This window comes from Paraburkholderia azotifigens (assembly GCF_007995085.1).
In the GTDB taxonomy this organism is placed as follows: Bacteria; Pseudomonadota; Gammaproteobacteria; order Burkholderiales; family Burkholderiaceae; genus Paraburkholderia; species Paraburkholderia azotifigens.
This window is the reverse complement of the sequence record NZ_VOQS01000003.1, coordinates 3143567-3169598: the sequence shown is the minus strand read 5'-3', so window position 1 is coordinate 3169598 and position 26032 is coordinate 3143567. Positions and strand designations below refer to the sequence as shown.

Sequence of the window (26032 nt, the reverse complement as noted above, 5' to 3'; positions counted from 1 at the left end):
CGTGACGAGCGTTGCGTGTGACTGCTACGGGGAGAGACGGGCCATGGACTTCTTGCGCCAGCTGTTCCATCGCGATGGGCCGAGCGGGCCGCCGATGAAAGCCGCGCGTATCGATGAAGCGATCGAACGCATTCTCGCCATCCATCCACGCATCGGCATGGTGAGCCGCTACCGGCAGCGGCTGAAGGATCCGATCTCGGTCGCGCTTCAATACGTCGACGACCTGATGGCGTCGCTGCCCGCCACGCTCGAAGCGAATGCCGACGCGTGGGCGGGCAATCCGGCTCTGCGCGCGTTCTTTGCCACGCCCGACGATATCGCCGATACCTTCGGCCGCTCCGAAGACGTGCGCGCATTCTTCGACGCGAATCCCGACGCAGTGGATCTGCACGGCACGCTGGGGATGGCGTTGACCGAGCGACACGTGCTGGGCGTTGCGCTCGACGGCGATACGCTGCATCACGACGTCGCGCAAACCACCCTGAGTTTCAGCGATCACCGCGTGCGGATCTGCGGGCGCACGGACGTGGCGCTGCGCGAAGAGATCGAACGCAGACTGATCGATCAGCTCGCGCTCGAAGGGCTGTCGATGCTTGCCGCCACGCGCGCCGCGCGGCTCGCGCGCGGGCGCGAGCTGATGCAGGAGCGGGTGGCGCTGCTGCATCGCCGGGGCACGGGCATCTCTTCTATCGCGGGCGGCGGCGCAACCGTTGAAGCCGACGAACTCCTGCACGTGCAGACGCAGATCGCGAAGAACGCCGACAGCATGGCCGCGCTCAGAGTGCCGACGGATGTCGTCGAGCATGAACTCGAAGGCATCTGCGAAGTGTTCGGCAAGCCCGCCGATTACGTCTACATCAGGAACCGGCATATCCGCATCGATATGATGAACGTGGTGCAGGAAGGCAAGGCGAAGGGCGGCAACGATATCGAGTTTCACTTCGTGCGGGTTCCGAGCGTCACGCCGCAGATGCGCGCGTTCGCGATGGTGCGTTTTCGCCGCTCCGATCTGCCACCAGGGGGATTGCATATCGACGCCGCGATGCGCGCTCTATAAGATCGAAGCAGACGTTGCGCCCATTGGCGAAGCGGAGGTTGGCGATGAACAGGGTCGTGCTGATGGTGTTGTCCGTGGCGGCAAGCGTTGTCGTTTCATTGACGGCGGATCGGCAAGCGTTCGCGCAACCGTCCGCCATGAAGCCGATGCAGGATGCGCAGCGAAAAGCCGAGCAGAAAGCGCGCAACGCGCAGAAGAAAGATGAAGAGCAGGCCTCATCGCAGGACAAGGCGCAGAAGCAGGACAGCGCCAAACCCGCGTCGTCGCCGTGAGTGCTTTGCGCGTTATTTCAGTTCTCGTATCGATCGCGATCGGCATTGCGTAATTCGCAGTGATGCGGTGTTGGTGGAAATGCGCCAACACGCGTGGAAAGTCATAGACTGTTTGCAGAGGCATGACGCTTTGCGTGCGGACGGCAATCACGCTGCGTGGCCATATCGGGACGACCATGAAACGCATTCTGCTGGGTACGTTACTGGGTTTCTCGTGTGCCGCCATCGCGGCGCAGAATTGCGAAGAGATCAAGAGCAGTTGCGCGGCGGGCTACGCGCGCAATGTTCAGGCGTGTGGGCCTTCAGGCGACAGACGGGCGGGAATATGCCGGGCCGATGCGCATAACAAGTACATCGAATGCGTGAGGGCGGGCGGTTGCGAGGCCTGATGTCGGCTGTCGATGCATGTACCGATCACATAGTCACCGGATTCATCACCCGTGTTGCGCGCTCGCGCCCGGCGAGCGGGCTTTCCATGAGGAGAACGTCGTTATGGCTGAGCTCTGGGTAGGCAATATCGAAGACGGAACGAGCGACGAGGAGATCAAGTCCTTTCTCTGCCGCTATGGGTTTCCGCCGTTCGATTCGATTCAGCGCGTCGAAGGCACGGGCGAACGTCCCGCCGTCGTGCTCGCTTTCAACGACGTGGGCGCACACGTGCTGCAGAATCTGCAGCCCCGCGTGCACAACATGTTCTGGAAGAATCGCACGCTTACGGTTCAGGTCGTGCCCGAGCGCGACGAAACCTGATGCGAATCCTGTCCATGCGCATGCGCCGCATGGACCTTTAGCCGAGCCGGGACGACGGTTATGGGAGACGAGCGATGTCTGAACTGAGAATCGAAAAGAGCCGGGGCAATGGCAAGCATCGGGCTGGCTTGAACGAAAGCGCGAAATCATCGGGGCGCCTGAGCAGCAAGCAGTATGAAAAAGAACTCAAGGCGCTGCATATCGAACTGGTGAAACTGCAGGAATGGGTCGTACAAACGGGCGCCAAAGTCTGCGTGTTATTCGAGGGGCGCGACGGCGCAGGCAAGGGCGGCACGATCAAGGCAATCACGGAGCGCGTCAGTCCGCGCGTGTTTCGCGTCATCGCCTTGCCGGCGCCCACCGATCGCGAGAAGACGCAGATGTATATCCAGCGCTATCTCCCGCATTTGCCCGCGGCCGGCGAGATCGTGCTGTTCGACCGAAGCTGGTACAACCGCGCGGGCGTCGAGCGCGTGATGGGCTTTTGCACGGAAGAGCAGGTGGAGAACTTCTTCAAGGCCGTGCCGCTGATCGAACACGCGATCATCCAGTCAGGCATCATTCTTCTGAAGTACTGGCTCGAAGTCAGCGAAGAGGAGCAGACGCGCCGGCTCGAAGCGCGTATTACCGACGAGCGCAAGATCTGGAAACTCTCGCCGATGGATTTGCGTTCGTATAGCCGGTGGTACGACTATTCGCGCGCACGCGACGAGATGTTCGCGGCCACGGACACCGATCGGGCGCCGTGGTATGTGGTGAGGTCGGACGACAAGAAGCGCGCGCGTCTGAACCTGATCACGCATCTGCTCGGCAGCATTCCGTACAAGGCGATGCCGCGTCCGAAGATCAGGCTTCCCAAGCGGCAAAAGATGGAAGGCTACCGGGAGCCGGACCGGCCGTCGCGCTATGTGCCGGAGAAGTTCTGAGCGTACTCGCTAGCATCGGCAGCAGGCGGTCACGACGAAGCGTGCCGGATCGCCGCTGCAATATCGCGGCTGACGGTGGCGAGCGCACGGCTGTGCGCGGCGACGAGCGCGTCGTACCCTGAGCCTGACACGGGCTCGCGCACGGTCGAGCGGCCCGCGAGCAGCGCCGTGCGTCCCGCGACGCGAACGGTCCACAGTGCATCGATGGCAACGGCTTCGCCCGGCATCGAATCGAACTGCACGATGTCGACACGCACCCGCCACGACTCGGTTCCCGCGACCGTCTGCGACGACACCGACACCCGCTCCGAGCCGAGCAGCCGCGTCAGGTCGCCGGCAATGGCGGCGGCGACGCCGCTCCTCAGCGGTTCGCCCCAGCGCGCGAATTCGGCGAGCGCCACTTCGTTGCCTGAAACACGCGTGACGAGCTGCGGACGGTCGACGAGTTCGGGCACCGTGACGGGCCCCACCACGACGGCGCCATGCAGCGCATCGCTGCTTCGTTCGAGCGACGGATCGGCGCCCAGCGTGTAGAAGCTGGTCGGCGGGGATTTGCAGCCGGACAGGAGCGCAACGCCCGCGCACAACGACAGCAGCGCGGCGGTCTTGCATCCGGCTCGTATCAGCGGCTTCATTTCGCGTCCTCCGTTTTGCCCCGCAGCAGCGCTTCGGGATGCCGCTGCAGATAGTCGGAGAGCGCACGGAACGACGCGGCCGTGCGCGCGAGTTCGCGTATTGCGTCGCTCGTGTCCTGCTGCAGTGCCGAGTCGGGTTGAAGCGCCGTGTTCGCGGAGTCGAGCGTCGCCTGGGCGGCCGTCAGCGCATTCTTCGCCTGCGGCACCACCTGCGTGTTGAGATTGCGCATCAGCTGGCTGGTGCCGGCCAGCGTCTGCTGCGCGTTCTGGCCGATCTGTTCGAGCGGCAGGCCGTCGATGCGCGCAATGATCCGGGTCAGCGATTCCTGCAGCGATTGCAGCCCGCTCGGCGTGGTCGGGAGTTCAGGCGGCGAACGGCTCCAGTTGACTTGCGCTTTCGGCGCATCCGGGAAGAAGTCGAGCGCGATATACAGTTGGCCCGTGATCAGACTGCCCGTCTTGAGTTGCGCCCGCAAACCGCGCGCGACGAGAAAATCGGCGAGTGCGTGCGGGTCGTCGCCGAGGCGGCCGCCTTTCGGTTGCGTCGCATAGCGCGACGTGAAGCGCTCGGGAAAGAGCTTGACCTCGACAGGAATGCTGATGCGCCGCGTGACGGGATCGAAGCGCGTATAGATCGCGGAGACTTCGCCGACCGTGATGCCGCGAAAGTCGACGGGCGCGCCCACGACGAGGCCACGCACCGAGCCGTGGAAATCGAACGCAAATTGCTCGACGATATTCTCGCGCAGCTTCATCGCGTCGGCGCGCGTGGCGAAGAGCGGGAAGACCGCGTTGGACGCGGCCTCGGGCTGATTGAGCGACTGTGCCGGCGTCTCGAAGGCGAGGCCGCCGACGAGTATCGAGACCACCGATTGCGTGTTGATCTGCACGCCCTCCGTACCGAGCGTGACGTCGATGCCACCCGCCTGCCAGAAGCGCGAATCGCTGTTCACGTAGCGGTCGTACGGTGCGTTGATGAACACGTGCAGCGTGATGCCGCCGCCGTCCTTGTCGAGTTCGAACGACGTCACCTGGCCGACCTGCAGACGCCGGAAATAGATGGGCGTGCCGACGTCGACGGAGCCGAGATCGGTGGCTTTCAGCACGAACTCGCGGCCCGGCACGTCGCTCGCGAACACGGGCGGAACTTCGAGCCCTGTGTAGTCGCGCCGCTCCTGTTTCGTCTTGCCGATGTCCATGCCGATGAACGCGCCCGACAGCAGCGTACTGATGCCCGACACCGTGCCGCCGGCGATGCGCGGCCGCACGACCCAGAAGCGTGTGTCGTCGACCAGCATGTCGGTGGCGTCGCGCGTGAGTTCGGCTGTTGCGATCACGCGCTTATAGTCCTGCGACAGCGCGACTTTCTTCACGACGCCGATATCGACTTCCTTGAACTTGATCTTCGTCTTGCCCGCTTCGAGTCCTTCGCCCGTCTTGAAGCTGATCGTGATGGTCGGACCTTGCGAGAGTATGGCCTGCACGGCGAGCCAGATGCCGACCAGCACGGCGACGACAGGCACGATCCAGATCCACTGGATGCGCCAGCGCCTGTTCGGCTCAGCGACGGCCTCGGGTAGCTCGGGCGGGTGGCTCATTCGGGTTGCCTCATGCTCCAGACGAGCCGTCGCGCGCGTGACGACGTGATGCGCGCGATTGGGGAGAGGGCGCTCATTTCACTTCCTGTTTCGCCGCATCCGGCGCTTGCCGGGCGTCGCCCGCCTGCGCCTGAGCCTGAGTGGTCATCCCTTCAGCCGTAATGATCCAGCCGCCACCCATCGCCTTGTACAGATTCACATACGACACCAGCACGCCCGCCTGCGTCTGCGTCTGGTTCAACTGCGCGTTGAACAGACTGCGCTCGGCATCGAGCACTTCGATATAGCTCGTATAGCCGCCTTCATAGCGCAGCCTCGCGAGATGCGCATACGTCGCGAGCGCCTCGACCTGCCGGCCCTGCACATCGAACTGCTCACGCAGCTTCTGCGACGAGATCAGCGCATCGTCGACTTCCTGAAACGCGACCTGAATCGCCTTGCGGTACGAATACAGCGCCTGCTGCTGCACGGCCTCGGCCTGTTTCACCTGACCGGCGATCGCGCCGCCTTCGAAGATCGGCTGCGTCACCGATCCGGCAAACGACCACACGCGCGCCGGTCCCGTAAAGAGCTTCGAGAACTGGCCGCTCTGCGTGCCGAGCAGCCCCGTGATCGAAATCTGCGGGAAATACAGCGCTTTTGCCGCACCGATCTGCGCATTGGCGGAAACGAGATCCTGCTCGGCCTGACGCAGATCGGGTCTTCGTTCGAGCAGATCCGACGGCAGCCCGGCGGGCACGGCAGGCGCCGCCAGTTCGCCGAGCGCCCGGCCACGCAGGATATCGCCCGGATTGCGCCCCAGCAGCACGGAGAGTGCGTCTTCCTGCTGCGCGATCTGCGCCTCGATCTGCGGAATGCGCGCGCGCGAGTCCTCGTATTCCGACTGGCTTTGCGCGAGTTCCATCTGCGAGACCTCGCCGCCCTGGAAGCGCAGTTCGAACACGTGCACCGATTCCGCGCGGCTCGTCGTGGTCGCGTTCGCGATCTCCAGCTGCCGGTCGAGACTGCGCAGGTTGATATACGAGGACGCCACCGACGACACCAGCGTCAGGATCGTGCCGCGCTTCGCTTCTTCCGTCGACAGCAGGCTCGCGCGCGCCGCTTCCGTCAGGCGCCGGTTGTGGCCGAACAGGTCGATTTCCCACGACGCCGACAGCGCGAGCTGATACGAGTTGAACACGGGGCTGGTCACATTCGAGAACAGCGGCGAGGACGTCGAGATGCGCTGACGCGCGGCATCGAAACCCGCGTCGACGTGCGGCAGCAGTGCGGCGCGCGTCGTGACGAACTGGCCAAGGAACTGGTCGACGCGCGCGGCGGCGATCTTCACGTCGTTGTTGTTCGCGAGTGCCGTGGTGATCAGGTCGTCGAGCACCGGATCGTTGAACTGTTTCCACCATTCGGTGTTCGCCACATCCGATGCGTAGTTGTCGGGGAAGCGGTAGGTCGCGGGCACGTCGACGGGCGGACGCGAGTAATTCGGACCGAGCAGGCAGCCGCTCAGCGCGACGACACAGAACAGGCATGCGAAGGAGGTGGCGAACGTGGCGCGGCGCATGTCAGTCACCCTCGCGCGATGCAGACGGGCTCGTGCTCGGCCCGCCGCCGACAGCGGGACCACCCGCAGACGGCGGCACCTTCGGCGTCTCACCCGCCGTCGGTCCCGGTGAAGAAGGCGGCACATCCCCCGCCTTCTTGTCCTTCTTCTTGCCGCTTTTCTCCGACATCGTCTCCAGCACATAGAAGAACATCGGAATGAAGAACACGGCAATCGCGGTGGCCCCCAGCATCCCGCCGATCACGCCCGTGCCGATCGAATGCCGGCTGTTCGCCGACGCCCCCGTGGCAATCGCCAGCGGCACGCAACCCAGAATGAACGCGAGCGACGTCATCACGATCGGGCGCAGCCGCTCCTCGGCCGCCGTCATCGTCGCGTCGAACACCGACTTGCCCGCCTCGCGGTTGAGCACCGCAAACTCGAAGATGAGAATGGCGTTCTTCGCCGCGAGCGCCACCAGCATCGTCAGGCCGATCTGGAAGTACACGTCGTTGTTCAGCCCGCGCAGCAGGATCGCGAGCAGCGCGCCGAACAGCGCGAACGGCACCGCCATCAGCACGCCGAACGGCAGGCTCCACTTCTCGTACTGCGCGGCCAGAATCAGGAACACCATGATCAGGCCGAACACGAACACGAGCCCCGAGGTGCCGCCCGACTGCTTCGCCTCGAACGCCTCGCCGCTCCACGCGATGCCGTATTCCGACGGCATCTGTGTCGCGAGTTCCTCGAGCGCGCTGATCACCTGGCCCGACGCATAGCCGGGCGCCGCGTTCGCCGTGATCTTCACGGCCGGGAAGTTGTTGAAGCGCGTGATCAGGTCCGGTCCCGTCACGTAGCGCGAGGTCACCACCGACTTCAGCGGCACCATGCTGCCGTCCTTGCTGCGCACGAAGATCTGTTCGAGATCGTCGGGCTTCAGGCGATACGACGGCTCGGCCTGCAAAATGACCTGCCACAGGCGGCTCGACCGGTTGAACTGCGATACATAGAGCGAGCCGAACATCGTCTGCATTGCGCTGTAGACGTCTTCCACGGGCACGCCGAGCGTCTCGGCCTTGTCGCGGTCCACGTCGACGAGCAGCTGCTGCGAATCGGCATTGAACGTGTTGGTCACACCCGTGAGTTCGGGCCGCTGCTTCGCGCGCGCGACGAAGTCGTTCACCACCGCGGAAAACTGCGCGATGGTCGCGTCGCCCTTGCTCTGGATCCACATCTCGGTGCCGCCCGTCGTGCCGAGGCCCGGAATCGACGGCGGATTGAGGGGCACGACGATGCCTTCGCGGATCTGCGAGAGCGCCTTGTACGCATCGATCAGCACGGCGCGCGCATTCTGCGTGCGGATGTTCGCGGACTTGTAGCGCTCCTCGAAGCTCTTGAAGCCGACGAAGAACGTCGACGAATTGTTCTTGTTCTGGCTGTCGAGAATGCTGAACCCGTCGACCGTCGTGATGCTGCCCACGGCCGGCTGCTTCATGAAGTACCCGGAGATGCGGTCCGACACCTTGCCCGTGCGATCGAGCGAGGCGGCATCGGGCATGATCACGGCGCCGAGCAGATAACCCTGATCTTCGGGCGGCAGGAAGGCCGTCGGAATGTCGCGCATCATCAGCACCGCGAGCCCGATCATGCCGACGAACACCAGCAGCGCGATCACGACGCGCTTGATGATGAGCCGTACGGCGCGCGTATAGCCCGCCGTCATCCGCGCAAACTGGTTGTCGAACCAGCGGAAGAAGCCCTTCTTCTCGTGATGCCCGGGCTTGAGCAGCAAGGCCGCGAGCGCGGGCGACAATGTCAGCGCAACCACGCCCGAGATCACCACGGAAATCGCAATCGTGATCGCGAACTGCTTGTACATCTGCCCCGTGATGCCGCCGAGAAACGCGACCGGCACGAACACGGCGCACAGCACCAGCACGATCGCGACGACTGGCCCGGCGACTTCATCCATCGCCTGTTTCGCGGCCGATTTCGGATCGAGCCTGTGCACGGTCATGTTGCGCTCGACGTTCTCGATCACGACGATCGCATCGTCCACCACGATACCGATGGCGAGCACCATGCCGAACAGCGTGAGCATGTTGATCGAGAAGCCGAGCGCCTCCATCCCCATGAACGTGCCGACGATCGACACGGGCACGGCCAGCACGGGGATCAGCGTCGCGCGCAGGCTTTGCAGGAACACGAACACGACGATCACCACCAGCACGACGGCTTCGAAGAACGTGTGCACCACATCCGAGATCGACGCGCGCGTGAACTCGGTGGTGTCCATCGCGATCTCGTAGTCGATCCCTTCGGGGAACGACTTCTTCATCTCGGCGAGCGTGGCGCGCACCTGCTTCGACACGTCGAGCGCGTTCGCGCCCGGCTGCTGGTAGACGGCGAGCACGGTGGCGGGCTTGCCCTGGAAGCGGCTGCGGATCGAATAGTCTTTCTGACCGAGTTCGGCGCGGCCGATGTCCTTGAGCCGCACGATGGCCGCGCCGCCGCTTTGCGCGCGGATGATGATGTTCTCGAACTGGGAAGGCTCGGTGAGCCGGCCCGTGGTGGTGACGGCGAACGACTGCTCGACGGGGTTCCCCGTCGGCGACTGGCCTAACCGGCCGACGGCGAACTGCTGGTTCTGGTTGGCCACCGCGCGCTGCACGTCGGCGGCCGTGATGCCCAGCTGCGCCATGCGGTCGGGGCGCAGCCAGATGCGCATCGCGTAGTCGGGCGTGCCGAAGATGCTCGACTGGTTCGCGCCGGGAATGCGCTTCAGGGCATCGAGCACGTAGACGTTCGCGTAGTTGGCGATGTAGGTGGCGTCGTAGCGCTCGGTAGGCGAGTAGATCGCGATCACCATCATGAACGCCTGCGATTTCTTCTGCACCTGCACGCCCTGCGCCGTCACCGATTGCGGCAGCTGCGGCAGCGCGAGGTTCACGCGGTTCTGCACGTCGACCTGTGCAAGCTCCGGGTTGGTGCCGATCTGGAAGTACGCGTTGATCGTCAGATTGCCCGTAGAAGAACTCGACGAGCTCATGTAGATCATGTTGTCGGCGCCGTTGACCTGCTGCTCGATCGGCGCGGCGACGTTGTTGGCGACCACGTCGGCGCTCGCGCCCGGATAGGTCGCGGAGATCGTGATCTGCGGCGGCGTGATGTCGGGGTACTGCGCGGTGGGCAGCGCGAGCATCGTCAGCGCGCCGCCGAGCGTGATGACGATCGAGATGACCGAGGCGAAGATCGGGCGGTCGATGCAGAAGTGGGAGATGTTCATCGGATCGGGGGCGCCGGATGGCGTCGGTCGTCATCGGGTCATCGGGGCTTCACATCGTCAGGGGCTCGCGGGGCGTGTCCGGGTCTGCGCCAGCGTCGCGGTCGGCGCGGATGCGGCAGCCGCGGGCGCCGACGCAGGTGCGGCAGGCGTACCGGGTGTGCCTGAACCCGGCGGCGCACTGACCACCTTGATCTGCGCATCCGACGACACGCGGATCGCGCCATCGACCACCACGCGCTCGCCCGTCTTCAGGCCTTCGTTGACGAACCAGTCGTCGCCATGCCAGTCGCCCACGTCGACCACGCGCTGATGCGGCTTCGAGTCCTGGTCGAGCACCCACACGAAGTGGCTCTTCGCCCCCTGCAGCACCGCGCGCTGCGGCACGAGGATCGCGTTGGGGCGCACGGCGCCCGTCACTTTCGCGCGCACGAACTGGCCCGGACGCAGCGTGCCCTGGGGATTGGCGAAGGTGGCGCGCACGAGGAAGGTGCCCGTCTGCTGGCTGAACGCGGGGTTCGTGAAATCGATGCGGCCTTTCTGCGGATAGATCGAGCCGTCGGCCTGGATCACCGTCACGTCGAACTGGTTGTCGGCGGGAAAGCGCAGCAGGCCCTTCGCGATCTGCTCGCGGTAGCGCAGCAGTTCGTTCTCGGAGATGCTGAAGTTCACCCACATCGGATCGAGCTGGTAGACATACGTGAGCAACCCCGATTGCGTCGGCGTCACGTAGCTGCCGTCCTGCACGCGCGCGAAGCTGGAGAGCCCCTTGAGCGGCGAGCGGATCGTGCAGTAGCTCAGGTTCAGCTCGGCCGTGCGCACCTCGCCCTGCGCGGCGATCACGGCGGCTTCGGCCTGTTTCTCGTTACCCGTGGCGTCGTCGAGATCCTTCTTGCTCAAGGCGTTCTGCGCGGCCAGCGGTATCACGCGCGCGAGGTTCTGTTTGGTGACGAGCAGACGCGCCTGCTGTTGCGCAAGCGCGCCTTTGGCCGATTGCAGCGCGGCTTCGAAGGGCTTGCGGTCCATCACGAACAGCACCTGGCCTTCCTTCACGAGCGAGCCTTCGTCGTACAGCCGCCGCTCGAGAAAGCCGTCGACACGCGCGCGGATTTCGACTTCGCGCGAACTCTGCGTCTGCGCGGTGAACTCGAAATCGACGGGCGTTTCCTTCTGCTCGACGGTGACGACGGTCACTTCGACGGTCGGACGCGGGGGTTCGGTGGGGGCTTTTTTGCAGGCGGTGAGGGCGGCGAGCGCCAACAGGCATGGCCACAGCGTGAGCGCCCGCAGCGGCCGTTTGCGGGCCAGCGCTTCGTTAGCAGCCAGCCCGCTGAAGTCCGATATGCGATTCGACAAAGACGCCATTAGCGCCTCCCCATTGAAGCGATTGCGTGCCCGTGCATCACGCGGCGCGCGAGCGTGCGCCGCGACGTCTGCGTCACGCAACGAGTATCTGGCAATCACGGGCGTCCGCACCATTGGACTTTGGTCCAATAGGAATCACCGGATTCGTGCATTACGCTAACCAGAACGCTGGACGCCTAATGCGACACATACGCTCTGAATGAATACGGCATCGTCGAACGGCTTGCTGAAGTACGCCTGCGCGCCCGCTGCCATGACCTGCTCGCGCATCTCATCGTCGTCGTACGCGGTGATGAAGATCGCGGGCAGCTTGCGTCCGTGAAGTCTGCGCTGCACTTCGACGCCATCGGTGCCGGGCATCTGGATGTCCAGGATCACGCAGCCGGGATCGTAGTGGGGGGTTGCGCCGAGCGCATACAGAAACTCGTCGCCGCTCGGAAAGACATCCGCCGTAATGCCGACGGAACGCAACAGCCGCTGGATTGCCCGACAGACGGAGGTGTCGTCGTCGACTACGGCAACAAAGCGTTTGTCCGCGTCCATCGATAGGTTCCGGCAACCCGTTCACTCATCCGATCCAGGCACGGCAGCGACATACCGGCAACATACCAGCAACACACGGCAGGTCACGATGCACAGCGCCGCACGATGTACTACGTTTCCTATGCAAGCAGACCCTAGGATATGAAATCGTTTGCACGCGCGGTATTGGACTTTGGTCCCATATGCGCGGACGAGAGGCCAGGCGATGCCGAGGGACCATCAAACGTTTCATCGCAATCAGAAGACGCCCATGACGCCGCGGCGCCGCTGGCTGTTCGCCGCCGGCGCGATCCTGTTGCTGACCGCGCTGGGGTGGGGGCTGTACACGGTGATCGAGCCTGCCTTCCAGACCCGTATCGTCATTACGACGGGCGCGGACAAGGGCATCTATCGCGGCTTCGCCGAACGCTACGCGCCGCTGCTCAAGCGCGATGGCGTGACGCTCGACATCCGCAGTTCGTCGGGCTCCGTCGAGAACTACCGGCGCCTGAAAGATCCCGCGAGCGAATACGAGGTCGGCTTCATTCAATCGGGCACCACCGTGCCGCAGGAAACGGATCGGCTGCAGACGATCGCCGCCGTTTCGTATGAACCGATCTGGGTGTTCTATCGCGATACCGGGACGGTCAACCGTCTCGCGCAGCTGCGCGGCAAGCGGATCGGCGTCGGCGTGCCGGGCAGCGGTCTGCTGGAGGTTTCGCGGGTCTTGCTGGGCTATAGCGGCATTACGCGCGACAACGCGCAGCTCGTCGAAATGGACGCGCCGAAAGCCTGGCGCTGCCTCGAAGACGGCTGTCTGGATGCGGCGTTTTTCATCGGCAGGCCGGATGCGCCGATGCAGCAGACGCTGCTGAACAGCGATCTGAAGCTGATGAGTTTCGCCCAGGCCGACGCGCTCGTGCAGAAGTTTCCTTCGCTGAAGAAGGTGACGTTTCCGCGCGCATCGACGAGCATCGTCAACGACAGTCCGCAAGCGGATGTCACGTTGCTGGCCGCGACGGCGCTGCTCGTCGCGAAGGACACGCTGCATCCGGCGCTCGTCTACCTGCTGCTCGACGCCGCGAAAACCGTGCATGCGGGCGAAGACTATTTCACGCCGCTCGGCGCGTTTCCCAATCTGAATACCGACGAATTCCCCATTTCCAATGAGAGCGAGCGTTATTTCAAGTCGGGGCGTCCTTTTCTGCAGCGCTATTTGCCGTTCTGGCTCGCGAGCTTCATCGAACGGCGCCTGCTGATCCTGCTGCCGTTCATGGCCGTGCTGATCGGCGTGGTGCAGGCTCTGCCGCGCATGCTGGAGTCGCGCATCAAGAAGCGCTTCGTGGCCGGGTATCGTGCGCTCAAACGGCTGGAAGACGAGATCTGGAAGACCACGCGGCCGTCGGCGGAACAGGTCTCGCAGTGGCGCGACGAAATCGAGCTGATCGACGAGCAGGCGAGCCATATACGCGTGCCGACGCGTTACCTGCACGACGTCTACGCGCTAAAGCAGGCCATCAGCGTGGTGCGGCATCGCATTGCGATGGCGGCGGCCGGGGTGCGCGAAGGGTCCTGAGGCACAGGCCCAGCGCGGCGCCCCGTTCGCCGTATCGCGTGAACGATGCGCTTGCCACGCCGCCAGCGCTTCTTCCAGATCGAAGTACATCCGCTCGCGGCCCAGCGTTGCGCCGGGCGGCGAGAGCTGTACCGCCGCGAGCACGCCCGGATTCAAATGCGCGAGCCAGACGTAGACACCGCGCTCGCGCTGCTTTTTCTCGGCTTCGGCGCATGACGCGAGCGTCGTCGCTGCGATACGGATGGTGCATTTTGCGGTGTTCGTACGCTTCCGTGTCTTCCAGGCCATCGCGAGCGGGACGCGCGAATCACGGACCGCGCCGCGCCGTGCAGTAATATGCTGGGTTCACCAGACAACGACCTTCTCAGGATGGACAGCGCACCTTCGTTCGACCCGGCATTGCTGCTCGCCGAATACGCCGACCTGCGGCAGCGCGCAGCCGCGCTCGAAGAGCAGGTGCCCGCCTGTCTGCAGCGCATTTCGGACAAGCTGCACCGGATCGGCGGCGACTCCGAGCTGGCGGATCACTATCGCAGCCTGCTGGTCGGCGCGCGCAGCAATGCGCTGGTGTCGATCGAAAACTATCACGAGGTGATTCCGTACCTGCAGACGGCGGAATCGGTGATCGCGCAGCTGGACGGCGCGGCAGCCCCGTCCACCCGCGACCCAGGCCGCGCCGGGCTGCTGGAGCGGCTCGACGAGCTGATCGACGCCGCCGTCGGCATGATCGATCTCGCGGAACAGTGTTTCGAGGACGCGAAAGACACCAACCTCGACGCCGTGCCGCAGTCCATTCTGGACGATCCGCTGCACCCGGAACCCTGACGCCCCGCGGCGCCGCACCCGCCCGGCGACCCCGGAATCCGGGGCGTGGGCGGGCAGGTCTGTTAAAGTTTCGCCTATTCCCTTCATACGTCGATTCAACGGTTTTGATTATGAGCACAATCCTCGAAAGTCTTCCGACCGGCCAGAAGGTCGGTATTGCGTTCTCAGGCGGCCTCGACACGAGCGCGGCGCTGCACTGGATGCGTCTGAAGGGCGCCGTGCCGTATGCGTATACGGCGAACCTCGGTCAGCCGGACGAAGACGACTATGACTCGATTCCGCGCCGCGCCACGCAATACGGCGCCGAGGGTGCGCGCCTGATCGATTGCCGCGCGCAGCTGGTCGCGGAAGGCATTGCCTCGCTGCAATGCGGCGCGTTCCACATTTCGACGGCCGGTGTCACGTACTTCAATACCACGCCGATCGGCCGCGCCGTGACGGGCACGATGCTCGTCGCCGCAATGAAGGAAGACGGCGTCAACATCTGGGGCGACGGCAGCACGTACAAGGGCAACGACATCGAGCGCTTCTACCGCTACGGCCTGCTCGTGAACCCGGATCTGAAGATCTACAAGCCGTGGCTCGACCAGACGTTCATCGACGAACTCGGCGGCCGCGCGGAAATGTCGGAGTTTATGCAGAAGGCGGGCTTCGGCTACAAGATGTCGGCGGAAAAGGCCTACTCGACCGATTCGAACCTGCTCGGCGCCACGCACGAAGCGAAGGATCTCGAAAGCCTCGAGAGCGGCATCAAGATCGTCAACCCGATCATGGGCGTCGCGTTCTGGCGCGACGACGTGCAGATCGCGAAGGAAGAAGTGACGGTCCGCTTCGAAGAAGGCCAGCCCGTCGCGCTGAACGGCAAGACCTTCCCGAACGCCGTCGAGCTGCTGCTCGAAGCCAATCGCATTGGCGGCCGTCACGGCCTCGGCATGAGCGACCAGATCGAGAACCGCATCATCGAGGCGAAGAGCCGCGGCATCTACGAAGCCCCGGGCCTCGCGCTGCTGTTCATCGCCTATGAGCGCCTCGTCACGGGCATTCACAACGAAGACACGATCGAGCAATACCGCGAAAACGGCCGCCGTCTCGGCCGTCTGCTGTATCAGGGCCGCTGGTTCGATCCGCAGGCCATCATGCTGCGCGAAACCGCGCAGCGCTGGGTCGCGCGCGCGATCACGGGCGAAGTGACGATCGAACTGCGCCGCGGCAACGACTATTCGATCCTCAGCACGAAGTCGCCGAATCTGACGTATCAGCCGGAGCGTCTGTCGATGGAGAAGGTCGCTTCGACGTTCTCGCCGCGCGACCGTATCGGGCAGCTGACGATGCGCAACCTCGACATCACCGACACGCGCGACAAGCTGCGTGTCTATTCGCAGGTCGGTCTGCTGGCGCCGGGCGAAGCGTCGGCGCTGCCGCAGATCAAGGGCGACAAGGCGTAACGCTGTCGGCCTTACGCGGCAGGCAGTCACGGGAACGGAGCACGCAAGGTGCTCCGTTCTGTTTTGTGCGACGTCTGCCTCGCCGTTTCTTCTCTTCCATCTGACGCGGCCAGCGTGTCATCGCTGCTTGCGTATCTATCCGTCGGCCTCGCTTTCAGCCGATGCATGTCCTTCTCCGTTTAAGTCCCATTCCCGTCCCGTTTCGGGCGCTTGCGAATCAGGCTCATCTGCCCGTTGGGTTCGAGAATGGCCGCATGCACATCGTGCAGATCGCGCGTGTGGAACTCGCGTCGCGCTGCTTCGAATACATCGGCGCGCGTGATCAGCGCGGCGGACATCTGGCGGCTGTCGAACCGTCCGTCGCGATACACCTCGCGTTCCGCGCCCACCACCAGTGACTCCAGCCACGGCGAGCGCACACAGCACCACGCCAGCGCGCGATGGATCAGCACGATCGCAAGCGACGCCGCGAGTGTCGGCACGACGGGCGAAGCACCGACGATCACACGGCTCAGCGTCGCGCCGAGCAGGATCGCGACCACGTAGTCGAACGGCGAGCGCTGGCCGAACGAGCGCCTGCCCGAAATGCGGATGCAAACGAGCGTCGCGACGAACACGACGATCGCGCGCATCACGGTCTGCAAGGCGGAGAGATCCCTGCCTTCGCCAAAAAGAGCGGTAATGACGTCCATATGGTGTCTCCCTGTCCCGTGGCCGCGCGAGACAACGACTGCGCACGGGGTCCCACGCGTGACATGCCGATGACAGCATTGCAATCGTTGTGCCGCCTGCCGCAACACACGCGCATCCGGAATGGACATACGTCGGGCACCTCCTATGATTAGGAGGTCATTAAGGGAAGTCACTGAGAGAAGTCACTGCGCGACGCGAACCCACCTGCATGGAGACGCTAAATGGACGACAGCCGCCCGCAACGCAAACCGTTGCAAGCCGAGGAACTGCGCAGCATGGACCGCTACTGGCGGGCCTGCAATTACCTCTGCGCCGGCATGATTTACCTGCGCGAGAATCCACTGCTGCGCAAGCCGCTGGCCGCCGACCACATCAAACGGCGCCTGCTGGGACACTGGGGCTCCGATCCGGGGCAAAGCTTCACGCTCGTGCATCTGAATCGCGTCATCAGGCAGCGCGATCTGAACGTGATCTTCCTTTCGGGGCCCGGCCACGGCGCGCCCGCCACGCTCGCGCATAGCTATCTGGAAGGACGCTATTCGGAGATCTATCCCGATCGCGGCGAGACGGAAGAGGGCATGGCGCGTCTGTTCAGGCTCTTTTCGTTTCCGGGCGGCATCGGTTCGCATTGCACACCCGAGACGCCGGGTTCGATTCATGAAGGCGGCGAACTCGGCTATAGCCTGTCGCATGCGTATGGCGCGGCGTTCGACAACCCCGATCTGATCGTTGCCGTGATGATCGGCGATGGCGAGGCCGAGACGGGGCCGCTTGCCACATCGTGGCACTCGAACAAATTCCTCAATCCGGCGCGCGACGGCGCCGTGCTTCCCGTGCTGCATCTGAACGGCTACAAGATCGCGAATCCGACGATCCTCGCGCGCATTCCGCACGAAGAGCTGGAAGCGCTGATGAAGGGCTATGGCTACCGGCCGTGGTTCGTCGAAGGCGACGATCCCGACACGATGCATCAGCAGATGGCGGCGACGCTCGACCAGTGTATCGACGAGATACACGCGATCCAGCGGCGTGCGCGTGAGCACGGCGATCTGCGACGTCCACGCTGGCCGATGATCGTGCTGCGAACGCCGAAGGGCTGGACCGGGCCGCGCGAAGTGGGCGGACATAAGGTCGAAGGGTCGTGGCGCGCGCATCAGGTGCCCATCGCGGATCCGGCGAGCAACGACAAGAGTCTGAAGCTGGTCGAGGAATGGCTGCGCAGCTATCGGCCCGAAGAGCTGTTCGATGAATCGGGGCGGCTCGTCGAAGCGTTGCGCGCGCTCGCGCCCGAAGGGGCGCGTCGCATCAGCGCGAATCCGCATGCCAATGGCGGCGCGTTGTGCAAGGCGCTCGATCTGCCCGAGTTCCGCGATTACGCGGTCGAAGTCGACGCGCCCGCGACGCGCTATCTGTCGCCGACGGATGTGCTCGGCCAGTTTCTGCGCGACGTGATGCGCCGAAACATGACGAGCTTTCGCGTATTCGGCCCGGATGAGACGTCCAGCAACAAGCTCACGGCGATCTACGAAGCATCGCCGAAGACCTGGCTTGCCGGGATGCTGGAATCGGATAGCGACGGCGGCGACCTCTCCGCCGATGGCCGCGTAATGGAAATGCTCAGCGAGCACACGCTGGAAGGCTGGCTCGAAGGCTATACGCTGACGGGCCGCCACGGTCTGTTCGCGACTTACGAAGCATTCGTGCATGTGATCGATTCGATGTTCAACCAGCACGCGAAATGGCTGGAGAAAGCAAAGCGCGAGTTGCGCTGGCGGCAGCCCGTGCCGTCGCTGAATCTGCTGATCACGTCGCTCGTCTGGCGGCAGGATCATAACGGCTTCACGCATCAGGACCCCGGCTTTCTCGATGTCGTGACGAACAAGAGTCCCGACGTGGTGCGCATCTATTTGCCGCCCGACGCGAACTGTCTGCTCAGCGTGGCCGATCATTGCCTGCGTTCGCGCGACTACGTGAACGTGATCGTCGCCGACAAGCAGCCTCACTTGCAGTATCTCGACATGCAGTCGGCCATCACGCATTGCACGAAGGGCATCGGCATCTGGGACTGGGCGTCGACGGATCAGGATCACGAGCCCGACGTCGTGATGGCGAGCGCAGGCGATATCCCGACGATGGAAGCGCTGGCCGCTGTCGAAATCCTCAAGGGGCTGTTTCCCGATCTGAAGATCCGCTTCGTGAATGTCGTCGACCTGTTCCGGCTGATGCCCGATTCGGATCATCCGCATGGCCTGTCGAAGCGCGATTTCGATTCGCTCTTCACGACCGACAAACCGGTGATCTTCAACTTCCATTCATATGGGTCGCTGGTTCACAAGCTCACGTATCGCCGCACGAATCACGAGAACATCCATGTGCACGGCTACGCGGAGAAGGGCAACATCAATACGCCGCTCGAACTGGCGATCATCAACGGCATCGACCGCTTTTCGCTCGCGATCGACGTGATCGATCGCGTGCCAGCGCTACGCGGCGTCGGCGATCATGCGAAGGAACGGCTGCGCGACATGCGCATCGAGCACCTCAACTACGCACACACCGAGGGCATCGACTCCGAACAGATCCGCGAGTGGACGTGGACGGGCTGACGCTCGCGCATGACGGCGCGGGCATCCAGCCCGCGTGCGACAGTCGTCGGGCCGACAAGCGGCAGGAGCCCGTCGTTGAGCGTCATTCGGTGAAGTGAGCGGTGAGGTGAGCGGTGAGGTGAACGGTGAGATAAGTGGCCCGCCGTTTTGCCGCTACTGGCTGGCCCCCGAAGGCGCGGCGCTCGTCGTCGACCCCGGCGTGTTCGCGACGGGCGCTACGCTCGAAGGCGACGGCGCGACCGCGCCGGATGCGTTGTCGCTGGCGCTTTGTGCGGCTGCGCTTTTACCCGGAGTGCCGCTCATGCCCGCCGTATTGCTCATCACGCCGCTGCTGCCCGATTCCATGGTGTTGCTGCTGCTCTCGTCCACCTTCTTGCAGGCAGCGGCGCCGACGGCGAGCGCCATCGCCATCAATGCCGCAGACACGTCGCGTGTGACTGGTTTCATTGTCGAAGCTCTCCGTTGAACGACATTTGAGGCGTCAGCACCGTCCATTCCCTGTACCTGAGCGAATGACGAACACGAACAGGGCTGGCCGGAATCTTGCGGACGCTCGGAGCAATGGCGCGCTTGCCACGTCGTCCGCCACGATGCTTCGGTCGCGATTCTTTCGCCAGTAAGGCCGCGGCGCGACGCTTGCTGTTTCCTTTCCAACCGGGCGTGGCCGCACTGCACGCACGACTTCACTAGCAAGGAAAGGGGCCACTCATGGCACAGACAGTAGGCGACTTCATCGTCGACAGGCTGCATCGCTGGGGCGTCAAACGCATGTACGGCTATCCCGGCGACGGCATCAACGGCGTGTTCGGCGCACTGAATCGCGCGGAAGGCAAGATCGAATTCGTGCAGGCGCGGCACGAGGAAATGGCCGCGTTCATGGCGAGCGCACATGCGAAGTTCACGGGCGAACTGGGTGTGTGCATCGCGACGTCCGGGCCGGGCGCCTCGCATCTGATCACGGGGCTATACGACGCGAGGATGGATCACATGCCCGTGCTGGCGATCGTCGGCCAGCAGGCGCGCGCGGCACTCGGCGCGCACTATCAGCAGGAACTCGATCTCGCCGCGATGTTCAAGGACGTGGCGGGCGCCTACGTGCAGCAGGCGAGCGTGCCCGCGCAGGTGCGCCATCTCGTCGATCGCGCGATACGCATTGCGCTGTCGGAGCGGCGCGTGACGGCGCTGATCCTGCCGAACGATCTGCAGGATCTCGAATACGAGCCGCCGACGCGCAAGCACGGAACCGCGCATTCTGGCGTCGGCTATTCGCCGCCGACCATCGTGCCCGCGCAGGACGATCTGCAACGGGCCGCCGACGTGCTCAACGCCGGGCACAAGATCGCGATACTCGTCGGCGCGGGCGCGTTGAACGCGACGGACGAGGTGATCGCAGTGGCGAACCGGCTCGGCGCGGGCGTGGCGAAGGCGCTGCTCGGCAAGGCAGCCTTGCCCGACGATCTGCCGTGGGTGACGGGCTCGATCGGTCTGCTCGGCACGAAGCCGAGCTACGAAATGATGACGTCGTGCGACACGTTGCTGATGATTGGCTCGGGCTTTCCCTATTCGGAGTTCCTGCCGAAAGAGGGCGACGCGCGCGGCGTGCAGATCGACCTCAAGGCGGACATGCTGAGTCTGCGCTATCCGATGGAAGTGAATCTCGTAGGCGACAGCGCGGCGACCTTGCGCGCGCTGCTGCCGTTGCTGCACGAAAAGGACAGCCACGCGTGGCGCTCGCGCATCGAACGCTGGACCACGCGCTGGTGGGAAACGCTCGACGAGCGCGCGCATCAGCCGTCGACCAGCGGCGTAAATCCGCAGCGCGCGTTCATCGAACTGTCGCCGCGCTTGCCCGACAACGTGATCCTGACGAGCGACTCCGGCTCATGTGCGAACTGGTTCGCACGCGACCTGAAGATCCGGCGCGGCATGATGGCATCGCTGTCGGGCGGGCTGGCGTCGATGGGCGCCGCCGTGCCGTATGCGATCGCCGCAAAGTTCGCGCATCCTGGCCGGCCCGTGATCGCGATGGTGGGCGACGGCGCAATGCAGATGAACAACATGGCCGAACTGATCACGGTCGCGAAGTACTGGAAACGATGGGCCGATCCGCGCTGGATCTGCATGGTGCTCAACAACGAAGACCTGAATCAGGTGACGTGGGAGCAGCGCGTGATGGAAGGCGATCCGAAGTTCGACGCATCGCAGAAAGTGCCGAACGTGCCGTATCACCGGTTTGCGGAGATGCTCGGACTGACGGGCATTTATGTCGACGATGCCGAACAGCTGGCCGATGCGTGGGAAACCGCACTGGCCGCGAAGCGTCCCGTCCTGCTCGAAGTGAAGTCCGATCCCGAAGTGCCGCCGCTGCCGCCGCATGTGACGCTCGCGCAGGCGCGCGCTTTTGCGCGGACGTTGATGGAGGGCGATCCGAAGGAGGGCAGCGTGATCGCGAATACCGCGCGCCAGGTGTTGGGCTCCGTGCTTCCGGGCGGCAAGGACTGAGGCTCCGCTTCGTGCCGTGTAAATAGCGCACATTGTGATGTAAATCGTGCGGAGCGTGCCGATTACAGCGAGATTACCCCGATGCCCGCATGATTCGGGCCGCCCGGGAAACGCCGCCTTTTCGGGGCACGTTCTTCCAGTACGCATTCGGCCCGGTTCGTCCGGGCGTGCCCGATTTTTGCTGGAAGATTCTTGCTGGCAGCATGGCGGGCGCATCACGTGTGGCGGCAAGCGGACATCGAACTGGGGGAGTGCAAGCGGATGCATGGCAGGCCGGAAAACGCGGAGCGCGGTGGCGCAGCAAAGCGGGCCATGGGCTCGATGGCCGTTTCCGCTTCCTGTGCTGCGTCGGCGGCCGGGCTGATGGCCGCGCATCGCCAGGCACATGGCGCGCCCCTCAATTACTTTCTTCATGCGGGCGGCCCTGCCGCCGGGCCGTCGATGCATCTCGGCTGGGCGCTTGCCGCACTGTCGATGTCGGTGGTCGTGATCGTCGCGCTGCTGCTCGTAATAGCGCTTGCGCGCCGCCGTCGCGTGCCGGCGGACGCGCGTCTCGCGCACGGCGAAACCGCCGCGCTGCGCTGGATTTATGCGGGCACGGGCATTTCGTCGGTCGCGCTGATCGCGGCGCTCGTCTATACGCTCGTCACGCTGGATTCCGTCGCTGCGCCGTCGCGCGCGCCCACGTTGACGCTGACGGTGACGGCCTACGACTGGTGGTGGAAAATCGAATACGGCGAGGCGGACGGCGCGCCCGCGTTCGTCACGGCGAACGAGATTCACATTCCCGTCGGCGAGCCCGTGAAGATCGTGTTGCAAAGCGCCGACGTGATCCACGCGTTCTGGGTGCCGCAACTGGCAGGCAAGACGCAGACGATTCCCGGCCAGACCAACGAGCAATGGATTCAGGCCGACGCGCCCGGTGTCTATCGCGGGCAATGCTCGCAGTTCTGCGGCGCGCAGCACGCGCACATGGCCTTCGAAGTCGTCGCGCAGGACCGCCCGGGTTTCGACGCATGGCGCCGCGCGCAGGCGCAACCCGTCGCGCGCGAAACGACAGACGCGCTCGCGGCGCACGGACAGCAGCTCTTTCACGCGCGCTGCGCCGGTTGCCATACGGTACGCGGCACCGATGCAACGGGCGTTCAGGCGCCCGATCTCACGCATCTGGATTCGCGCGGGCTGATCGCAGCCGGTGCGCTAACTAATACTCCCGAGCATCAGCTCGACTGGATTCGCCATGCGCAGCGGATCAAGCCGGATTCGCTGATGCCCAGCATTGATCTGACATCGAGCGAGGCAAGCGCGTTGTCCGCGTATCTCGCGACCTTGCACTGACGGGACACGCATGGCCGACACAACGTCCTCATCTTCGACCGCCACGCGAGAGCCGCTCGAACGGATCATGCCGCGCGGCGTGGTCGCGCGCGGCAGCGCCGCCGAAGCGCGCCTGCGCGAGCTGTGGGAAACACCGCCGGGCTGGCGTGGCTGGCTCTCGACCGTCGATCACAAGCGCATCGGCATCCGCTATCTCGTCACCGCGTTCGTGTTTCTGATTCTGGGCGGCGTCGAAGCGCTGATCATGCGCGTGCAGCTCGCGCAACCGAACGGCACTCTCCTCACGCCGGAGCAGTACAACCAGCTCTTCACGATGCACGGCGTGACGATGATCTTTCTCTACGCGCTGCCCGTGCTGTCGGGTTTCTCGAACTACCTGTGGCCGCTGATACTCGGCGCGCGCGACATGGCGTTTCCGCGCCTCAATGCGTTCTCGTACTGGATCTTCCTGTTCGCCGCGATCTTTCTCTATGCGAGCTTTCCCCTCGGCCAGGCGCCGGATGCGGGCTGGTTCAACTACGTGCCGCTGTCGGGACTCGAATACAGCACGGGACCCAATATCGACGTGTACGCGCTCGGCATGGTGCTGCTCGGCATCTCGACGACGGTCGGCGCGGTGAACTTCGTGGTGACGCTGCTGCGCATGCGCGCATCGGGCATGTCGCTGGATCGCATACCCGTGCTGGTGTGGGGCACGATGACGGCGTCGTGCGGCAACCTCGTCGCGGTGCCGTCCGTGAGCCTCGCGTTTCTGATGCTGTGGATGGACCGGCGCATCGGCACGCATTTCTTCGACGTGTCGAACGGCGGCCGCGCGCTGCTGTGGCAGCACCTGTTCTGGATTTTCGCGCACCCGTGGGTGTATGTCGTCGTGCTGCCGGCGATGGGCATCGTCTCCGATGCGTTGCCCGTGTTCTGCCGCAGGCCGCTGGTCGGTTACGGGCCCGTCGCGCTGTCGACGATCGCGACGATGCTGATCGGCTTCGTCGTGTGGATCCACCATATGTTCGCGACGGGCATTCCGGCGCTCGCGCTGTCGCTGTTCGGCGCAGCGAGCATGGCGATCGCCGTGCCCAGCGCAATCGCGACCTTCGCGTGGATCGCGACGATCTGGACGGGACGGCCCGTGTTTCGCGTGCCGTTCTACTACTTCGCGGGCTTCGTGCTGCTGTTCGTGATGGGCGGCGTGTCGGGCGTGATGACGGCCGCCGTGCCGTTCGACTGGCAACTGACGGACACGTATTTCGTCGTCGCGCATCTGCATTACGTGCTGCTCGGCATCAACGTGTTTCCGGTGATTGGCGGCGTGTACTTCTGGTTCCCGAAGTTCACGGGACGCATGATGAGCGAGCGCATCGGCAAGCTCGCGTTCTGGATCATGTTCATCGGCTTCAATGTCGCATTCTTTCCGATGCACATCGCGGGGCTGCTCGGCATGCCGCGCCGCATCTACACGTACGCGCCGGACATGGGCTGGAGCACGGTGAATCTCGTGACCTCGGTGGGCTCGTTCGTGCTCGCGCTCGGCATTCTGCTCTTTCTGTGCGATCTGCTGTACAGCTTGCGGCGCGGCGCGGCAGCGGGCGACAACCCATGGGATGCGGGCACGCTCGAATGGTCGACGACGTCGCCGCCGCCCCCCTACAACTTCGCCGTTGCGCCGACTGTCGCGAGCCGCCATCCGCTGTGGGAAGGGCGCATGGAAGAGGAGGATCGGGACGGCATGCGTTCATCGCTGAAAGAGGGCTTCATTCTCGATCAGGGACGCGAGGCGCTCGGCACGACGGCGCTCGAAGCACGGCCTGACGTCATCCTCAAGATGCCCGAAGACTCCTATACCCCGTTCGTGCTGGGCGTGTTCGCGACGCTCTTCTTTGCGGCGCTCGCGCTGCTCGCGTGGTGGTTCGCGGCCGCGACGCTGATCGGCTGCGCGGCGTCGCTCGTCGTGTGGCTGTGGCCGGAACGCGGCCTGATCCAGCGCGAGCCGCAGCGCGTGCAGGATGCGGGGAGCTGACATGAGCGAGACCCTGCACGACAACACCTACGACAGCCCCGTGCGCTTGCCCGTCGGCAGCGCGGGCGAGCGTTCGGGCGGCTGGTTCGGATGTCTCGCGCTGATCGTCACGGAAGGCTCGCTGTTCGGCTATCTGATCTTCTCGTATCTGTACCTCGCGTCGCAAAGCGGAAGCATGTGGCCGCCCGAAGGCCTGCCGAAGCTCGGGCTCGGACTCGCGAACACGGCGATCCTGCTGTCGAGCAGTGTCTTCGTCTGGCTGTGCGAGCGCTTCGTGAAGCGGCGGCGGCTGCATTGGGCCGTCGCATCGATGAGCGTGGCGCTCGCGCTCGGCGTGATCTTCGTCGGCATTCAGCTGAAGGAGTGGGGCAATCATCCGTACGGTTTGACGGCGCATCTGTACGGCTCGCTGTACTTCACGATCACGGGCTTTCACCTGGCGCACGTCGCCGTCGGACTGGTGGTGCTGTCGTTGCTGCTGCTGTGGACGGCGCTCGGCTACTTCGACGACAAACGCTGCCTCGCGCTGACGATTGGCGGGCTGTACTGGCACTTCGTCGATCTCGTGTGGCTCTTCATCTTCACGACGATCTATCTGTCGCCGTATGTGCTGAGGGCGCGCGCATGAGCGATCATCCGACGCGCACTCGCAGTGCGAACGATAGCCACGGGCTGAATCAGGACCTGGCGTGCTTCCATTCGTGGCGTCTGCTGATTGCGACGCTCGCGACGCCGCTTGCCTGGTTCGCGCAGATGTTCATCGGCGAAGTGCTGACGGCGCAGGCGTGTTCGCTGTCCGATGCGCGCCATCCGGGCGCGACGCCTGCGTGGGTGATGCCGTCGATGATGGTATTGAGCGTTGCGTGCTTCGTGGCCGGCATAGCCGGCGTCGTCGTCGCGTGGCGCACGGTGATCTTCACGCGCACGCGGCGCGAGCAGGCACTCGGGGAGCGCGCCCGCCGGGTCACCGAACTCGAATGGTTCCTCGCGCGCGTGAGCGCGCTGTCAAGTGCGATGTTCATGTTCGGGCTGGTGTCGACCGACCTTGCCGTGCTCGTCGTGTCGCCGTGCGGACGCTGGTGACGGCG

The 26032-nt window shown here is 64.4% G+C and carries 22 protein-coding genes; 15 read left to right on the top strand and 7 right to left on the bottom strand.

Annotated elements, in window-relative coordinates; all coding sequences use genetic code 11:
• The first annotated feature begins 43 nt into the window (after positions 1-43).
• The 4 genes from FRZ40_RS31440 (at position 44) to ppk2 (ending at position 3005) form a co-directional block, all read left to right on the top strand.
• A complete protein-coding gene (locus FRZ40_RS31440) occupies positions 44-1057 on the top strand; it encodes a nucleoside/nucleotide kinase family protein (protein WP_147236692.1) in 1014 nt (337 codons plus the stop codon).
• A gap of 44 nt (positions 1058-1101) precedes the next feature.
• On the top strand, positions 1102-1329 hold the full coding sequence (locus tag FRZ40_RS31435) for a hypothetical protein (RefSeq protein WP_028364787.1): 228 nt from the start codon (positions 1102-1104) through the stop codon (positions 1327-1329).
• A 492-nt stretch (positions 1330-1821) separates the two neighbouring features.
• Entirely contained in the window at positions 1822-2079 is a 258-nt protein-coding gene (locus FRZ40_RS31430; RefSeq protein ID WP_028364785.1) for an RNA-binding protein, read from the top strand.
• A gap of 74 nt (positions 2080-2153) precedes the next feature.
• Positions 2154-3005: a polyphosphate kinase 2 gene (gene ppk2 / locus FRZ40_RS31425; RefSeq protein WP_028364784.1), complete on the top strand. Its 852-nt coding sequence runs from the start codon at positions 2154-2156 to the stop codon at positions 3003-3005.
• A 29-nt stretch (positions 3006-3034) separates the two neighbouring features.
• Here ppk2 and FRZ40_RS31420 read toward each other — a convergent pair whose 3' ends face one another.
• The 6 genes from FRZ40_RS31420 to FRZ40_RS31395 form a co-directional block, all read right to left on the bottom strand.
• Positions 3035-3640, bottom strand: a complete 606-nt coding sequence (locus FRZ40_RS31420) for a PqiC family protein (RefSeq protein WP_051446264.1) — start codon at positions 3638-3640, stop codon at positions 3035-3037.
• Positions 3637-5238 carry a PqiB family protein gene (locus FRZ40_RS31415; RefSeq protein ID WP_147236691.1) on the bottom strand — a complete coding sequence of 534 codons (1602 nt, stop codon included), beginning with the start codon at positions 5236-5238 and terminating at the stop codon, positions 3637-3639. Before FRZ40_RS31415 ends, FRZ40_RS31420 begins: the two co-directional genes overlap by 4 nt.
• Positions 5239-5311: 73 nt before the next feature.
• Positions 5312-6796 carry an efflux transporter outer membrane subunit gene (locus FRZ40_RS31410; RefSeq protein ID WP_147236690.1) on the bottom strand — a complete coding sequence of 495 codons (1485 nt, stop codon included), beginning with the start codon at positions 6794-6796 and terminating at the stop codon, positions 5312-5314.
• 1 nt (position 6797) lies between these two features.
• Positions 6798-10061, bottom strand: coding sequence for an efflux RND transporter permease subunit (locus FRZ40_RS31405; protein ID WP_147236689.1), 3264 nt, complete (start codon positions 10059-10061; stop codon positions 6798-6800).
• A 57-nt stretch (positions 10062-10118) separates the two neighbouring features.
• Positions 10119-11423 (bottom strand): efflux RND transporter periplasmic adaptor subunit, encoded by a 1305-nt coding sequence (locus FRZ40_RS31400; RefSeq protein ID WP_147236688.1) that lies wholly within the window; start codon positions 11421-11423, stop codon positions 10119-10121.
• A 156-nt stretch (positions 11424-11579) separates the two neighbouring features.
• Positions 11580-11966, bottom strand: coding sequence for a response regulator transcription factor (locus tag FRZ40_RS31395; RefSeq protein ID WP_028369024.1), 387 nt, complete (start codon positions 11964-11966; stop codon positions 11580-11582).
• A 205-nt stretch (positions 11967-12171) separates the two neighbouring features.
• On the opposite strand from FRZ40_RS31395, the gene FRZ40_RS31390 reads away from it, so the two are divergent.
• From FRZ40_RS31390 to argG, 4 genes are all read left to right on the top strand, one after another.
• Positions 12172-13521, top strand: coding sequence for a TAXI family TRAP transporter solute-binding subunit (locus FRZ40_RS31390; RefSeq protein WP_147236687.1), 1350 nt, complete (start codon positions 12172-12174; stop codon positions 13519-13521).
• 45 nt (positions 13522-13566) lie between these two features.
• Positions 13567-13737, top strand: coding sequence for a hypothetical protein (locus FRZ40_RS44740; protein ID WP_158647050.1), 171 nt, complete (start codon positions 13567-13569; stop codon positions 13735-13737).
• A gap of 153 nt (positions 13738-13890) precedes the next feature.
• Complete coding sequence (locus FRZ40_RS31380; RefSeq protein WP_028369021.1) at positions 13891-14346, top strand: hypothetical protein; 456 nt, start codon at positions 13891-13893, stop codon at positions 14344-14346.
• A gap of 110 nt (positions 14347-14456) precedes the next feature.
• The gene (gene argG / locus FRZ40_RS31375) at positions 14457-15791 is read left to right on the top strand and encodes an argininosuccinate synthase (RefSeq protein WP_028369020.1); all 1335 of its coding nucleotides are present in this window, start codon (positions 14457-14459) and stop codon (positions 15789-15791) included.
• A 179-nt stretch (positions 15792-15970) separates the two neighbouring features.
• Here argG and FRZ40_RS31370 read toward each other — a convergent pair whose 3' ends face one another.
• Positions 15971-16483, bottom strand: coding sequence for a DUF421 domain-containing protein (locus FRZ40_RS31370; protein ID WP_028369019.1), 513 nt, complete (start codon positions 16481-16483; stop codon positions 15971-15973).
• A 222-nt stretch (positions 16484-16705) separates the two neighbouring features.
• Between FRZ40_RS31370 and FRZ40_RS31365 the strand changes: the two genes are divergently transcribed.
• The 7 genes from FRZ40_RS31365 (at position 16706) to FRZ40_RS31335 (ending at position 26027) form a co-directional block, all read left to right on the top strand.
• Positions 16706-19090 (top strand): phosphoketolase family protein, encoded by a 2385-nt coding sequence (locus FRZ40_RS31365; protein ID WP_147236686.1) that lies wholly within the window; start codon positions 16706-16708, stop codon positions 19088-19090.
• A 106-nt stretch (positions 19091-19196) separates the two neighbouring features.
• Positions 19197-19556, top strand: a complete 360-nt coding sequence (locus FRZ40_RS44175; RefSeq protein ID WP_158647049.1) for a hypothetical protein — start codon at positions 19197-19199, stop codon at positions 19554-19556.
• Between the two features lie 242 nt (positions 19557-19798).
• Positions 19799-21592, top strand: a complete 1794-nt coding sequence (locus tag FRZ40_RS31355; protein WP_147236685.1) for a thiamine pyrophosphate-requiring protein — start codon at positions 19799-19801, stop codon at positions 21590-21592.
• Between the two features lie 312 nt (positions 21593-21904).
• Entirely contained in the window at positions 21905-22930 is a 1026-nt protein-coding gene (gene coxB / locus FRZ40_RS31350; RefSeq protein ID WP_420873904.1) for a cytochrome c oxidase subunit II, read from the top strand.
• A gap of 10 nt (positions 22931-22940) precedes the next feature.
• Entirely contained in the window at positions 22941-24944 is a 2004-nt protein-coding gene (gene ctaD, locus FRZ40_RS31345; RefSeq protein ID WP_147236684.1) for a cytochrome c oxidase subunit I, read from the top strand.
• A 1-nt stretch (position 24945) separates the two neighbouring features.
• Positions 24946-25572 (top strand): cytochrome c oxidase subunit 3, encoded by a 627-nt coding sequence (locus tag FRZ40_RS31340; protein ID WP_028369013.1) that lies wholly within the window; start codon positions 24946-24948, stop codon positions 25570-25572.
• Positions 25569-26027, top strand: a complete 459-nt coding sequence (locus FRZ40_RS31335; protein WP_147236682.1) for a hypothetical protein — start codon at positions 25569-25571, stop codon at positions 26025-26027. Before FRZ40_RS31340 ends, FRZ40_RS31335 begins: the two co-directional genes overlap by 4 nt.
• Positions 26028-26032: the final 5 nt, after the last annotated feature.